13 protein-coding genes, 1 tRNA gene and 1 pseudogene are annotated in these 13,223 nt (G+C 64.9%); 6 read left to right on the forward strand and 9 right to left on the reverse strand.

Going from position 1 to position 13,223, the window contains the following annotated elements:
• Positions 1–912 precede the first annotated feature (912 nt).
• The 4 genes from tolA to mgtE form a co-directional block, all read right to left on the reverse strand.
• Complete coding sequence (tolA, locus tag ABIB73_RS23175) at positions 913–1,920, reverse strand: cell envelope integrity protein TolA (RefSeq protein ID WP_354227666.1); 1,008 nt, start codon at positions 1,918–1,920, stop codon at positions 913–915.
• Positions 1,921–1,968: 48 nt separating this feature from the next.
• Positions 1,969–2,787 (reverse strand): aldo/keto reductase, encoded by an 819-nt coding sequence (locus tag ABIB73_RS23180; protein WP_354227668.1) that lies wholly within the window; start codon positions 2,785–2,787, stop codon positions 1,969–1,971.
• 119 nt (positions 2,788–2,906) lie between these two features.
• Positions 2,907–3,224 (reverse strand): helix-turn-helix domain-containing protein, encoded by a 318-nt coding sequence (locus ABIB73_RS23185; protein WP_354227670.1) that lies wholly within the window; start codon positions 3,222–3,224, stop codon positions 2,907–2,909.
• 248 nt (positions 3,225–3,472) lie between these two features.
• Positions 3,473–4,894: a magnesium transporter gene (mgtE, locus tag ABIB73_RS23190; protein WP_354227672.1), complete on the reverse strand. Its 1,422-nt coding sequence runs from the start codon at positions 4,892–4,894 to the stop codon at positions 3,473–3,475.
• A gap of 116 nt (positions 4,895–5,010) precedes the next feature.
• Here mgtE and ABIB73_RS23195 point away from each other — a divergent pair, with 116 nt between their 5' ends.
• Together ABIB73_RS23195 and ABIB73_RS23200 are read left to right on the forward strand one after the other, a co-directional pair.
• On the forward strand, positions 5,011–5,784 hold the full coding sequence (locus tag ABIB73_RS23195) for a polysaccharide deacetylase family protein (protein WP_354227866.1): 774 nt from the start codon (positions 5,011–5,013) through the stop codon (positions 5,782–5,784).
• 161 nt (positions 5,785–5,945) lie between these two features.
• Complete coding sequence (locus tag ABIB73_RS23200; protein WP_354227674.1) at positions 5,946–7,199, forward strand: polysaccharide deacetylase family protein; 1,254 nt, start codon at positions 5,946–5,948, stop codon at positions 7,197–7,199.
• Between the two features lie 7 nt (positions 7,200–7,206).
• Here the strand turns inward: ABIB73_RS23200 and ABIB73_RS23205 are convergent, their stop codons facing one another.
• Positions 7,207–7,581, reverse strand: coding sequence for a hypothetical protein (locus tag ABIB73_RS23205; RefSeq protein ID WP_354227676.1), 375 nt, complete (start codon positions 7,579–7,581; stop codon positions 7,207–7,209).
• 295 nt (positions 7,582–7,876) lie between these two features.
• Between ABIB73_RS23205 and ABIB73_RS23210 the strand changes: the two genes are divergently transcribed.
• Positions 7,877–8,134 carry a hypothetical protein gene (locus ABIB73_RS23210; RefSeq protein WP_354227678.1) on the forward strand — a complete coding sequence of 86 codons (258 nt, stop codon included), beginning with the start codon at positions 7,877–7,879 and terminating at the stop codon, positions 8,132–8,134.
• A gap of 48 nt (positions 8,135–8,182) precedes the next feature.
• On the opposite strand, the gene ABIB73_RS23215 is transcribed toward ABIB73_RS23210, so the two are convergent.
• Together ABIB73_RS23215 and ABIB73_RS23220 are read right to left on the reverse strand one after the other, a co-directional pair.
• Positions 8,183–8,267 (reverse strand) — tRNA-Leu (locus ABIB73_RS23215).
• A 158-nt stretch (positions 8,268–8,425) separates the two neighbouring features.
• Positions 8,426–8,668 (reverse strand): FliM/FliN family flagellar motor switch protein, encoded by a 243-nt coding sequence (locus ABIB73_RS23220; protein ID WP_011088012.1) that lies wholly within the window; start codon positions 8,666–8,668, stop codon positions 8,426–8,428.
• A gap of 67 nt (positions 8,669–8,735) precedes the next feature.
• Here ABIB73_RS23220 and lipB point away from each other — a divergent pair, with 67 nt between their 5' ends.
• The 3 genes and pseudogenes from lipB to ABIB73_RS23235 form a co-directional block, all read left to right on the forward strand.
• Complete coding sequence (gene lipB / locus ABIB73_RS23225; RefSeq protein ID WP_354227680.1) at positions 8,736–9,485, forward strand: lipoyl(octanoyl) transferase LipB; 750 nt, start codon at positions 8,736–8,738, stop codon at positions 9,483–9,485.
• Positions 9,486–9,653: 168 nt separating this feature from the next.
• A complete protein-coding gene (locus ABIB73_RS23230) occupies positions 9,654–10,394 on the forward strand; it encodes a DNA helicase (protein WP_354227682.1) in 741 nt (246 codons plus the stop codon).
• Positions 10,395–10,481: 87 nt separating this feature from the next.
• Positions 10,482–10,670, forward strand: a pseudogene (locus ABIB73_RS23235) (LysR family transcriptional regulator); the annotation flags it as partial.
• A gap of 440 nt (positions 10,671–11,110) precedes the next feature.
• Here the strand turns inward: ABIB73_RS23235 and ABIB73_RS23240 are convergent.
• Together ABIB73_RS23240 and ABIB73_RS23245 are read right to left on the reverse strand one after the other, a co-directional pair.
• Entirely contained in the window at positions 11,111–12,547 is a 1,437-nt protein-coding gene (locus ABIB73_RS23240) for a TIGR01777 family oxidoreductase (RefSeq protein ID WP_354227684.1), read from the reverse strand.
• Entirely contained in the window at positions 12,544–13,215 is a 672-nt protein-coding gene (locus ABIB73_RS23245) for a DUF4166 domain-containing protein (protein ID WP_354227686.1), read from the reverse strand. The genes ABIB73_RS23240 and ABIB73_RS23245 overlap by 4 nt, the downstream gene beginning before the upstream one ends.
• Positions 13,216–13,223: the final 8 nt, after the last annotated feature.

Here is a 13,223-nt window from a genome sequence, read left to right on the forward strand (position 1 = left end):
ACGTTCGACGCACACTCTCGCCACGTCGTCATTGCGAGCGCAGCGAAGCAATCGAGAGTCTTTCCACAGAGGAATTCTGGATTGCTTCGCTGCGCTCGCAATGACGGAGCAAGGGGTGGCATCGCCATTCTCCAAAACACATCTCAACTTGCAGACACGCCTTCGCATCCTCGCGGCTCAATTCGCCCGAGCTTTGCTTCATCGCTCCACCCTCTTATCCAAGAGGGCGCAGGGAAGGCCGGGTGCCGGCTGGCACCCGCGGTCCGCTGTGCGAAAGCACACGCAGAAAAACTGCACAGCGGCATACAGGTGAAGCCGAACACACGGCCTTCCCTGCGCAGTGGGTTGACGGCTTATGCCGCGCTCTCCCGGGAGCCGAGTTCCTTCTGGCCTCCCTCGCCCCCGCGAAATTCGCGGACACCGCGCCGGTTGACGCGAATGTCGCCTCCGCAAGAGCTTGACCGTAGCAACGACGGCCAGGACCACACGGTTTTGCCGTACGCGCGTTCGCTTGTTCGCCACAGAGCCCGACGGCGTGGTGCACACAGCCACCGGGATATTGGCGAGACGAACTATCAGCGCCGCTCGTCGGCGTGAAGCCTCGGGCTCATGGAGAGCAATCCGCCCTGCCCGCACATCTCACGCCCGACGCTGCCGCGTCCACCGCAAGCCCAGCTCGCGAAAAATGACGACACATGATCGCCCCTCAAGGTCAAGCCGGGATGGGCGACACATACGATAAATCCGAATTTCGGTAAAGTGGAATATTTTTGCGCGAGCTGCTTGACAGCCTTCGCGGTGTTTTGCCCGTCGGGCAACGCGTAGGATGGGTAGAGCGAAGCGAAAACCCATCGAATGGCGCCGCGTGGAGCATGATGGGTTTCGCTGCGCTCTACCCACCCTACAAGCCAGTCACGACCCGAAATCCTGCGGCGTGAACGAGAGGTCCATCACCTTCCACTCCTGGTACTTGTCGGCAGGCAGCATCTTGTAGGGCTGGCAGGCCTGGAGTGCGCTCATCGCGGCCTTCACGAGGGCCACGCCCTTGGCGGAGGGTGGGGCCTCGATCAGGATCGGCGGGCGCGCCAGCGTACCGTCGGTGGCGAGCACCGAGCGCAGCTTGATGCGCACATTGTCGGTCGGCGCGACCCCGGCCGGCAGCTTTGCGCAACTCCTCAAGTGCCGGCGAAGCTCGGCGATGACCTCGGCCGGCAGCTTCGCGCCGATTGAATCCTTGGCGTCGCCGCCGTCATCCTTGGGGGCGTCCTTCGGCTCGGGCGGTAATTCGGGCGGCAGTCCCAGCAGGACGCCATATTTGACGGTGACGTCGGGCTCCGGCGCCTGATAGGCCGGCGGAGCCGCCTGCGGCTGCGGCATCGCGGGTGGTGGCTGCTGCTCTTGCTGAGGCTGTTGCGGGGGCAACTGCGATTGCGACGGCTGTGGTTGCGGCTGCTGAGGTTGCGCGGCCTGTGGTTGCGGGGCCTGAGGTTGCGGCGGTTGCGCTGGGGGCGTTTGCGGCTCCACATTGGCCTCGCGCTGCTTCGACGCCTGCTGTGGCTGCGGCTGTTTCTGCTGCGGTTCAGGCGATGCCTGCTCCTTCGGCGACGATTGCGACGCGGCCTGCTGCTTGGCGGCAGGCTTCGCCGCCGCATCCGCCTTGTCCTTGTCGGTGAAGTCGAGCTTTGGCAGTTTGAAGTCAGGGAGCGGCTCCGGCGCCTTCTCCTTCACCTGTTCTTTGGCCTCCTGCTCCTTGATCTCCTCCTGCACCTGCTCCGGTGTGACGATATCGACCGAGACCGTCTCCGGCGGCGCGGAATGAAATGGATGGACCTCGCTGATCAGGATGATCAGCCCCACCAGCGTCAGATGCGCAATCGCCGACGCTGCAATGTCCGTCCGTATGATCTTCCGCGGTTCCATCGCCCGATCTTGGTTGCCGCGCAGGTCCTAGCATAACCCAATCGCCCCTCAATCCCATTTCGGCGCGAAGCCGAAATCAGTGAGGCGGCCCTTCGGACTGGCCAGGGCCGCAATCTGCGCCATCTCGTCGTCCGAGAGCTCGAAATCGAAGATCTCGATATTTTCCGACAGACGCTCGACGCGCGAGGTTCTGGGTATCGCAGAAACATTCTGTTGCACGAGCCAGCGCAGGCAGATTTGCACCGGCGTCTTGCGGTGAGCACGGCCGATCGCGGCGAGCGTCTGGTCGGCCTTGATGCGGCCCCTGGCGATCGGGCTGTAGGCGACGAGCGCCAGCCCATGCTGGTCGCAGGCCGCCCTCACCTTCGCCTGGTCCAGATAGGGGTGATATTCGACCTGGTTGCAGACGAGCGGCTCTGGCGACAGCGTGACCGCCTGCTCGATCAGCGCCACCGTGAAGTTGGAGACGCCGATGTGGCGCGTCAGGCCCATGCGCTTGGCATGCGCCAGCGCACCCAGCGTCTCTGCCAGTGGCACATGCGGATTGGGCCAGTGCAGCAGCAAGAGGTCGACGGCGGGAAGCCGCAAGCGGACCAGGCTCTCCTTGACCGAGCGCTCGAGGTCGTGGGGCGCGAAATGGTTGGTCCAGACTTTCGTGGTGACGAAGACATCATCGCGGCGCACACCGGATGAGCGCAGGCCGTCGCCGACTTCGCGCTCGTTGTCATAGATCTGCGCGGTGTCGAGATGGCGGTAGCCAAGCCGCAGTGCCTGCTCGACCACGCGCGCGCAGGTGCGCCCGCTCAACTCCCAGGTCCCGAGCCCGATCGCCGGGATTGTTGCGCCATTGGCCTCGACGAACAGCATGAGGAAGCCTCTCTGTCACGGTCGTCCGTGATGCATTATGGACCCGGCCCGTGAGGCTGCCAACGGACGCCGCAGCGCGCGCGCCGGATATTCAACGCTAGTTGCGTCAGGCCCTGACGTCAGACCTTGGCGAGCGCCTGGAAAACCATGTCGGGCGCATGCGCGATCACCGCGAGCAGCGCCCTCGCCGGGCCGCGCGGGGCGCGCTTGCCCTGCTCCCAGTTGCGGATGGTCTCGACGGGCACGCCGAGCTTTGCGGCGAACTCCATCTGGGTGAGGCAGGCGCGGCGGCGCAGGTCGCGCACCGCGAGCGAACCGGCCTCGGCCGGCGGTGCACCGGTCGCGGGCTGGATTGGAAACGGCTGGACTGGAAATTCTTGCCCGTCCCGCAACTCGACGATCCGTCCGTCCGCCTTCAGCCGCACACGCATGCTCATTCCCCCAAGCGGGCAGGATCATGCGGCAGCACGCTTAAGTTCGGATTAAAGATGGCGGATGGTGCCCCGGACGCAGCGCAGCGCCACTTCAGCGGTGCGCTGCAGTGCCGGGGCCCATTTCACGGGGGGAGCCCGTGTCGCTTTCTGGGTCCCGGTTCTGCGCCGCAACGCCTTAAGCGCGTTTACGCGCGCCTTCGACGCGCTATAGAGCGTTGCAGCGCGCCCGGGACACGAGAGCCGGACGTTTTCTACCTCAGCCCGAACCACAGCGTCGCGATGCCGAGGAAAGAGAAAAAGCCGACGACGTCGGTCACGGTCGTCACGAACGTGCCGGAGGCCACGGCCGGATCGGCCCGCACCCGTTCGAGCGCCATCGGGATCAGGATGCCGCCGAGCGCACCGGCGACGAGGTTGACGATGATCGCCAGCCCGATGACGATGCCGAGGCCGGGAATCTTGAACCAGGCCACCGCCGCAATGCCGGTGATCACCGCAAAGGCGAGACCGTTGACGAGACCTACCATGGTCTCGCGCATCACCACGCGCCAGGCGTTGGAAGAACCGAGCTCGCGGGTGGCGAGTGCGCGCACCGCGACCGTCATGGTCTGGGTCGCGGCATTGCCGCCCTGGCTGGCCACGATCGGCGCCAGCACGGCGAGCGCCACCATCTTCTCGAGCTGACCCTCGAACAGGCCGAGCACGGAGGACGCAAGGAAGGCAGTGGCAAGATTGACCAGGAGCCAGTTGAACCGCGCGCGCGAGATGGTGAACACGGTGTCGGAGAGTTCTTCGTCGCTGTTGACGCCGCCAAGCGCCTTGAGGTCCTCGTCCGCCTCTTCCTCGATGACGTCGACGACGTCGTCGACGGTGATGACGCCGACGAGGCGATCCTGGGTGTCGAGCACGGGAGCTGCGACGAGATTGTATTTGCCGAACATGCGCGCCACCTCTTCCTGGTCTTCCAGGACGGAGACGCGGCGGCGGTCCTCATCGGTCAGCTCGGCAAGTGCCACCGGACGGCGGGCGCGGAGCAGGACGTCGAGCGAGACCGCGCCCTGCCAATGCTGCTCCTTGTCCACGACGTAGATCTCGTAGAAGCGGTCGGGCAGATCGGGCGTTTCGCGCATGTAGTCGATCGCCTGGCCCACGGTGAAATCCTGGGGCACGGCGATGAACTCGGTCTGCATCCGGCGGCCGGCGGAATTCTCCGGATAAAGCAGGCTGCGCTCGAGCGCGACGCGCTCCTTCAGCGGCAACTTCTCGAGGATCTCCTCCTGCTCGTCCTGATCGAGGGTTTCGAGCAGCTCGACGGCGTCGTCGGATTCGAGCTCGCGGACGCCCTCGGCCACCGTCTCCGGCGGCAGCTCGTCGAGGATCTCCTCGCGCACGGCCTCGTCGACCTCGTTCAGCGCCGAGAAGTCGAAGTCGCGCCCCGTGAGCTCGACCAGGCGGACGCGGTCATCGGGCTCGAGAGCTCCGATCAGATCGCCGAGATCGGCCTCATGCAGCTCGGCAACGCAGGCGCGCAGCGCGGCGCTGTCGCCGGCCTCGATCGCATGCGCAATCTCCTCGACGAACTCGTGACGAATTTCGCCGTCTTCATTGCGCATCGGCACATGGTCGAGTACCGAGGCCTCGGCGGATGAGGCACCGTCCATATGTTCATCCATGGCGCGCCTCACCGTTTGACAGGTTTGAACGAGTGGTCTGAGCTGATGGTTCAGGCAATACCCACAAGGCAAGCGCAAGCGCAATGACAAAGATGCCTCGACCGAGAAGGACCTCAATAACGATGGGCGCGGTCCTCGCTGCCCTCATCGGGGTCGCCTCGGCCGAGGCTGCCGACTGCCCGCGCAAGGACGCGCTCGGCACCTCGCGGGTGCTCAGCGTCGACGCCAAGACCACGCCGCGCGTCGGGCTGAAGAGCTTTCCGCAAACGCTGCCGCTCGCCGATCACGAGGTCGTGCTGACCTTCGACGACGGCCCACACCCGCCGACCACCTCGAAGGTGCTGGCGGCACTGGCGCAGGAATGCGTGCGCGCAACCTTCTTCCTGATCGGCCTGCACGCGTCCGAACACCCCGACATGGTCAAGCGCATCGCCCGCGAAGGCCACACCATCGGCCACCACACCTGGTCGCATCCGTTCATGGCGCGGATCCCGTTCGACAAGGCCAAGGGCGAGATCGACCGCGGCATCGCCGCCGACGAGATGGCGCTGCACGGGACGTCGACCACGACGCCGTCGACGCCGTTTTTCCGCTTCCCCTATTTTGAGGCGACACCGGCGGAGCTCGACCTGCTTCAATCGCGCGGCATCGTCGTGTTCGGGGCCGATCTGTGGGCCAGCGACTGGAACGAGATGACGCCGGAGCAGGAATTGAAGCTCATCACCGGGCGCCTTGCGGCCGCCGGCAAGGGCATCATCCTGTTCCACGATCCCAAGGCGCGCACGGCCGCGATCATGCCAGCGTTCCTGCGGTATTTGCGGGAGAACGGTTTTCGCGTGGTTCACGTGGTCCCGGCTACGCCTGCGCAGAAGAATGCCGAAGCGCATTGATGCCGGAATGTCACGCCGGCGCAAAATGGGGTGATTTGAGCCCTATTAACACTCTGTTCATGCTACGCCGTGCAAAGATGAAGGAGCTATTGCGCCTGAACCGTTTCCGGGCGTCTCCGACCTACTATGGCGGCAATCGCATGTGAGGGCAGACGGGATTCATGATCGGCAGTAGCGTTGCTTTCCGGACGCGATCGTGGACCGTCCTGCTCCTGGGCTTGCTGACCACGGCCCCGCCGGCGGCCTTCGCGGCCAATTGCCCCGGCCATCCGGACGCGCTCGGCACCTCCCGCACCATCGTCGTCGATCCGCACGAGCATCCGCGCATCGGCACCATGCAGTACCGCGAGACGCTGCCGCTGAAGGACCACGAAGTGGTCCTGACTTTCGACGACGGTCCGCTGCCGAAAAACTCGAACCAGGTGCTCCAGATCCTGGCCGACGAGTGTATCAAGGCGACCTTCTTCACCATCGGCAGCCAGGCGAAGGCGAACCCCGAGGGCGTGCGCAAGCTGGTCGCGGCGGGCCACACCGTCGGCACGCACAGCATGAACCATCCGCTGACGTTCAACAAAATGCCGATCGAGAAGGCCGAGGCCGAGATCAATGGCGGCATCGAGTGGACCTCGGCCGCGATGACCGATCCGTCGCAGCTTGCGCCGTTCTTCCGGATTCCCGGCCTGATGCGCGCCGAAGGCGTCGAAGACTATTTGATCTCGCGCGGCATCCAGGTGTGGAGCGCCGACTTCCCGGCCGACGACTGGCGGCATGTATCGCCCGATCGCGTCTATCAGCTTGCGATCCAGCGGCTGGAGGCCAAGGGCAAGGGCATTCTGCTGCTGCACGACATCCAGGCCCGCACCGTGGCGGCGCTGCCAAAAATCATCCGCGAACTGAAGGCGCGCGGCTATCGCATCGTCCATGTGGTGCCCGCGACTGCCGACCGGCCGGCGACGCCGACCACGGCAGTGGAATGGCTGCTGCATCCGCCGACGGAGACTGTGCCGATCGCGCGCTGGCCGGCCGTGCCGAATTTCGTGTTCACGGAAACCAAGACGCTTCCCGCGCCTAGCCTGGCTGACCTCAATGCGCAGCCGGCGCATCAGCCGCTGTTGCCGCGCAAGGCCATGGTGCAGGCGGATGTCGCCGCCACCCTGCCCGTGCCCGGCCGCGATCTCTTCGCGATCCCGGAAGGCTCGATCGAGGTGCTGCTGTCGACGACATTGTCGCGGCGCGCCGCGACGCGGCTGGCCATGGCGGCCGAGACGCCTCATGCGGCCAAGGGCAAGGCGGCCAGGGTGCCGGCCCGGCGGACGGCGCATGCTGCGCACGCCGCGCCGAAACACGCCGCTCAAGCCAAGAGCGCAACGCCGCATCCGACGCGGGTTGCCAGCCTGAAGAAGCGGGCGCAGTAAGCCTTGCTCACTGCCGCATGATGTTGGCGACGCAGAGCAGCACGATCAGCGCCAGGAAGAACAGGTCCATATAGGACTTGAGCTCGCCGTCGCGCCGCAGCCGGGCAACGTCGGCCACGACCTGCTTGCGCGCGTTCGTTCCGCCCGCGCCGTCATTGATCGGGCCCTGAAGGCGCTTCGTCTCCGCCTCCAGCTTCTCGATCTTCTGGAAGAAATAGAAAGCACGCAGCGTCGAGGCCGCGCGCATGGCGGAATAGACCAGCACCAGGATCGCGAGGATCGCCCGGTTCGGATATTTCTCAATGAAGTTCAGGCTGAAATAGACCAGCGCCATGAACGCGAAGTTGGTCAAGAAGCGGTAGACGAAGCTTAGAAAGACCATGCTGGCTCCAGCCGAGAGAAGGCGCGCAACCGGATCGTGTTGCGGATTCGGGATTGCGGACGCAGACCGGACCGGCCGGCCAGAATGCCGCGCGAGGCCCGTCTACGCCAACTTTGTTTCAACAAGGATACCATCGCCCTCGCGCCGCCGCCTTTTAGCCACGCGTCGCCATAATGCAAGCGAGCGTGCGGGCGATCGGCCTGTTCCGCATGGGCGCTGCGGCGCCGTACGGCTCAATGGAGATTCGACGGAAGCTACGGTAGACTGTTGCCGCCGCACCACGTGGGGTCTGCCGATGCCGAAGAAGGGAATCACGGGCCACGACGACTGGGTTCTGACCGAGGCGCTGGCGACCGCGCTGGTCGCGCTGGAGCAGCTTGAGCCGAAGCACCAGCCGGGCGCGCACATGGACGACATCCGCAAGATGCTCTCGAACGGCAAGGAGCCGGCGGCCGTGAGCCTGCACCTCGCCCAAGCCAAATGCCGCCTGTTCCCAGATACGGATCCGCTTGAGATCTACCGGGAATACGGGATCGGCGAGGAATATGGCTGAATGGCCCGCGCGGGGGCCTGGCTTTCGACCGGATCGGATTTTCGACGATGGTGCGCTCGGAGGGACTCGAACCCCCACGATTTTACTCACTGCCACCTCAAGGCAGCGCGTCTACCAATTCCGCCACGAGCGCTTTGGGGATGCCGGCTTAAGGCTTGAGGCCTACCGGATCAACGGCGCCGATCTAACAAATCCATCAGAGGGGTACAAGCCTGCAAAGACCCCGAATTCCACAAGCTTGGGAAGAAAGTTCACCCTGCGCCGGATCAACCTTGCCGGGTGCCCGGGCCGCTACCGCGTGCCCGGCGTGCGCGGCAGCATCTGCTTGACCTCGACCGCGATCCGGTTGCGGTCGACCAGCACGACGCCGGAGGCGACCGGCAGATTGTTGGCCAGCACCTTGACCTCATCGGCCTCGGTTGCGTCCAGCTCGATGATGGCGCCGCGGGAAAGACGTAATACTTGATGGATTGGCATGGTGGTCGTCCCGAGGACAACCATGAGATCCACGGTGACTTTATCGAGAGTAGGCACTTGAGCACCGCCGCAACTGGAGACTCTGCATTTGCGCCTACGATCATCACCACGTTATGGTTAGCCAATGGTTAATTCGCCTCAAAACCCCCGCCAAGACCAGCGCCAAGACCTCGATTTGACATCGTTTTCCGCCTCCGCCGGGACACCGGTGGAATGGCTGATTTCGGACGCGCCCGTGCCCTATCCGGAAGCGGTTGCCGCCATGGAGGCGCGAGTCGCGGCAATCGCTGCGGGCGAGGCCCCGGAGCTGGTCTGGCTGCTCGAACACCCTCCGCTCTACACCTCCGGCACCTCGGGCAAGGCCTCCGACCTGCTCGACCCGCGCTTCCCGACCTTTGCCACGGGACGCGGCGGGCAGCTGACCTATCACGGCCCCGGCCAGCGGGTGGCCTACGTCATGATCGACCTCAAGCGCCGCCGGCCGGACGTCCGGGCCTATGTCGCGAGCCTGGAGGAACTGATCCTGCGCACGCTCGCCGCCTTCAACGTCCGTGGCGAACGGCGCGAGGACCGGGTCGGCGTCTGGGTCAAGCGGCCCGACAAGGGCGTCGGGCACGAGGACAAGATCGCCGCCATCGGGGTCCGGCTGAAGCGCTGGGTCTCGTTCCACGGCATCGCCATCAATGTCGAGCCGGAGCTTGCGCATTTCGCAGGGATCGTGCCCTGCGGCGTCGCCGATCCCCGTTACGGCGTCACCTCGCTGGTCGATCTCGGCCAGCTCGTGACGATGGCCGATGTCGATATCGCGCTGCGCCAGGCGTTCGAGGAGCTGTTCGGGCCGACCCGCGCGCTGGTGCCGGAAGCGGCCGTCTAGGCTGTTGGCGGCCGAGCCGCGCTTGTTCTCCACTGGCGCGGAATCGGCTACGTTTGCTTCCGGTGTCGCCCACGCCTCCCCCCTCCGCCGGGAAAGTAGACGTCATGCCGGGCGAGTTGATCATCGGACCGACTGTTCGAGCGCCAGGCATAAGGAGGGATTGCGATCATGCTCGCAATGGGAGGTTCTCACGATGAGAAGCTGTCTGCACCCATCTATCATCTGAAGCGCAAGGCGAAGCGCCTCTCCCGCGAGGAAGACATTCCGCTCCACGCTGCGCTTGACCGCATAGCCGCGGGCGAAGGGTTCAGCGCCTGGAGCATGCTCGCAGCGAAAGCCGCCGCAGTGACGCCGGCCAATCGACTGTTCCCGCAATTCCAGCCGGGCGACCTGGTGCTGGTCGGAGCGCGCCCCAGTCAGGGCAAGACCTTGATGAGCCTCGAGCTTGCCGTGGAGGCCATGAAGTCCGGCAGCCGCGCCGCGTTCTTCTCGCTCGAATATACCGAGAAAGACGTTCTCGACCGCTTCCGGGCGATCGGCGCCGACCCGGCGCAATTCGCTGACATGTTCGAGGTCGATTGCTCCGACGCGATCAGTGCCGACTACGTCGTCAAGCAGATGGCCGCGGCTCCCCGCGGCACGGTCGTGGTGATCGACTATCTGCAACTGCTCGACCAGAGGCGGGAAAACCCCGACCTGACCGTCCAGGTGCGCGCGCTGAAATCGTTCGCGCGCGACAAGGGGTTGATCGTCGTCTTCATCTCGCAGATCGACCGGTCCTATGATCCCACAGTCAAGCCCTGCCCCGACCTTAGCGATGTCAGGCTGCCGAACCCGCTCGATTTGAAGCTGTTCGACAAGACGTGCTTCCTGAACAATTCCGAAGTTCAGTTCCGGGCGGCGAGCTGACGATCCCCGCCCTAACCGATTCAGGTCGCGGGTGGCGTCTTCCACCCGCGACCTCCTCTGTCACGCCTTCTCGAGAGAGACCGCAAGCTTGCCGGGCCCGCGGTCGCGCCGTTGGCACGGCGGATCGCGCCTCCCGGGCTGATCGACATCGGACCTGCGCACAAACTGCCAAAACTCGGCAGCTCGAAAGTGATGCTGCATTCGAAGGTCAGCGATCCTGCGAAGCTCGCGGCGCTGCGCGCGGTAGCGGCGACATTTCGGAGCGTGGCGACCTAACGCTTAGACCGCCCACCCTTTTCGCCAGCGTCCTTCCCGGCGGCAAGCCAATACGCGATCCCAGCCAGACAACCAGCCAGGACAAATAGCGCGTGCCACGGAAGAAGATCCGTTCCGAAAATGGCGCGCGCGATTATGGCCCCAATCGCGGCGCCGGTAGGTGCGTAGAAAACCACGGAGCGAATTCGGAATGTCTCGCCGAACCAGATCACGAGCGCCGCCGGCATCCCGCTTAGCGGGCAAGTGAGGACCAATGTCAGCGGCAAGATCCACAGGACGAGGACGATGAGGGGGCCCAAGCTTCCCCCAACACCTCGATATGGCAGCGACAGAAGGACGGCAATGACGGGCAACGCTCCCAATGTCGCGGTCGCCGTCAAGCATCCACGAAACCAAGCATTCATAACGCGAGGGCATGCATCGCAGGACATGACTTCACCTCACAAAATCGCCTCGAACGCGCTGCGCAGCGTCTCGTGCCGGAACACAAAGCCGCGGCTGAGCGCCTTGTTAGGCAGCACGCGCTGGCCGCCGAGCAGAAGCTCGTCAGCGAAGCCGCCGCCGATCCGGCGCAGCAGGCCGCCGGGAACGCGGAACATTGCGGGCCGATGCAGCCGTCGGCCGAGCTCTTCGGTGAATTTTGCGTTGGTGACGGGGATCGGCGCGGTGGCGTTAACGGGGCCCGCGAGATCGGGCGTTGCCACCACATAGGCGATCAGCCGGATCAGATCGTCACGCTCAATCCAGGACATCCATTGCCGCCCGGTGCCGAGCGGGCCGCCGAGACCGAACTCGAACGGCGTCAGCATGCGCGTGATGAAGCCACCCTCGGTGCCGAGCACGAGACCGATGCGCAGATAGACCACGCGCACGCCGAGCTCTTCCGCCGGCCGCGCCGCCTTCTCCCAGGCCGCGCAGAGCTCGTGGCTGAAACAGGCATGCGACTTTGCAGATTCCGTCAGCACCTGGTCGGCCCACAGGCCGTACCAGCCGATCGCGGAGCCGCTGACGAGCACGTCGGGCTTGCGCTCGAGCCGCGCGATTAGCTTCACGACCTCGCCGGTCATGTCGATGCGCGACCTGAGAATTCTCGCGCGCTTCGCCTCGGTCCACAGGCCGTTGCCGATCGGCTCGCCGGCGAGATTGACGATGGCGTCGATGGGCGTGTCCGAGGCGAGCTGATCGATGCTGCTGATCAGCGTGACCGGCGGTGGCAGCATCTCGGCCTTCGCCGGATTGCGGATCAGCGCGATGACGTGATGCCCTGCTCCACTGAGGCTTGCTGCGAGGCGGCTGCCGATGAAGCCGGTGGCGCCGGTGATCAGCACGGTCTTGCGGCCGGGCATTTTTTCAACAAGTCCGGGTGCGGGAACACTCTTCATGCGGCCGAGCCGGCGCATCGCCGCGAAATCCCTGACGCCGCAGAGCGCCGCGCCGACCGCGCAGGCGGTCGCGGCAATGCTGAGCAGACCCTGGTAGAGGATGGTCACGCCGAACGGCTGCCTCGCCCAATCGATCAGGACCGGCAGCAGCAGCACCAGGATGGCGCCGTAATTGATCGCGAGCAGCGTGTGATTGATACGCTCGCTCGGCAGTAGCTTCCGGCTCAGATCCTCCTCGACGAAATCCATCAGGGTGATGACGATCTCGGCAACCAGCACCGCGACGATCAGCAGCGCCAGCACGCCATAAACTTCGAGCCAGCCGAGCACGAGGAACAAGAGCGCATAAAGCATGTTGCGGATGCCGTGCAACTTCAGCTCGAAACGCTGCGACGGGCGCCAGGCCAGGCGCTCGGTGAATTCATGGTGATAGAAGGTGTCGAACACGCCCATCACGATCTGGATTGCGATGAGGGTCCACAACAGCGGCGTCATGATACGGCCTCCCTGAACACGGCGGACTGGTGGATCAGCACGCCGTGACGCGGATGAACGACATCGAGGGTAAAGCGGAAGGCGCCCTCGCCGAGATCGCTGTGCGTCACCGTGAGATCGCCCGGCGTGAGCGATTGCGGCAGCGTGATCCAAAGACGGCCGAGCTGGAGGCCATAGCCGGCGCTGCGAAAAGTCAGCGTCTGGTCCTCGACCGCGATGCGGAGCGCCATCGAGACGCCGAAACCGACATATTCCTCAAGCCCGGTCGGGCCTGCGAAGCGCTTTGCGGAATGGATGACCTGCGGAAAGCCTGTCTTCCGCGCGCAGATGCGCATCCAGGTCTGGCCGCCGCTCGCACCGTCCTCGGTGACGGTGACGATCATGGGAACGCCGGTATCGCGGCCGGTCGGCAATGGGCCACCGATCAGGCGCGCGACTTGCGCGAACCACCAGCCGATGTCGCTGAAGCTGACTTCGTCGACCACACCGACATAGACGACACTGTCGCCGTCAGCGACGCGTTTCGAAAAGCGCCGCCAGGTCGCGAGCGGCAGACGGCCCCAATCCTCATCGGACAGCAGTGTGCGGAAGCGACGGTCGTCGAGCAGTTTTGTGTGAGTGTGAGCGGGAGCCGATGCGTTGGAGCCTGATGATCTTGCCGACGTCATCGCACCCT

The organism is Bradyrhizobium sp. F1.4.3, from assembly GCF_040548375.1.
Lineage (GTDB): Bacteria > Pseudomonadota > Alphaproteobacteria > Rhizobiales > Xanthobacteraceae > Bradyrhizobium.

Bases quoted from the DNA above. Each gene is read 5' to 3' on its own strand.
- tolA (WP_354227666.1), bottom strand. From the start codon at position 1,920: ATGGAACCGCGGAAGATCATACGGACGGACATTGCAGCGTCGGCGATT.
- lipB (WP_354227680.1), top strand. From the start codon at position 8,736: ATGGTTAATTCGCCTCAAAACCCCCGCCAAGACCAGCGCCAAGACCTC.
- ABIB73_RS23210 (WP_354227678.1), top strand. From the start codon at position 7,877: ATGCCGAAGAAGGGAATCACGGGCCACGACGACTGGGTTCTGACCGAG.
- ABIB73_RS23185 (WP_354227670.1), bottom strand. From the start codon at position 3,224: ATGAGCATGCGTGTGCGGCTGAAGGCGGACGGACGGATCGTCGAGTTG.
- ABIB73_RS23180 (WP_354227668.1), bottom strand. From the start codon at position 2,787: ATGCTGTTCGTCGAGGCCAATGGCGCAACAATCCCGGCGATCGGGCTC.
- ABIB73_RS23200 (WP_354227674.1), top strand. From the start codon at position 5,946: ATGATCGGCAGTAGCGTTGCTTTCCGGACGCGATCGTGGACCGTCCTG.
- ABIB73_RS23240 (WP_354227684.1), bottom strand. From the start codon at position 12,547: ATGACGCCGCTGTTGTGGACCCTCATCGCAATCCAGATCGTGATGGGC.
- ABIB73_RS23205 (WP_354227676.1), bottom strand. From the start codon at position 7,581: ATGGTCTTTCTAAGCTTCGTCTACCGCTTCTTGACCAACTTCGCGTTC.
- ABIB73_RS23230 (WP_354227682.1), top strand. From the start codon at position 9,654: ATGCTCGCAATGGGAGGTTCTCACGATGAGAAGCTGTCTGCACCCATC.
- ABIB73_RS23245 (WP_354227686.1), bottom strand. From the start codon at position 13,215: ATGACGTCGGCAAGATCATCAGGCTCCAACGCATCGGCTCCCGCTCAC.
- mgtE (WP_354227672.1), bottom strand. From the start codon at position 4,894: ATGGATGAACATATGGACGGTGCCTCATCCGCCGAGGCCTCGGTACTC.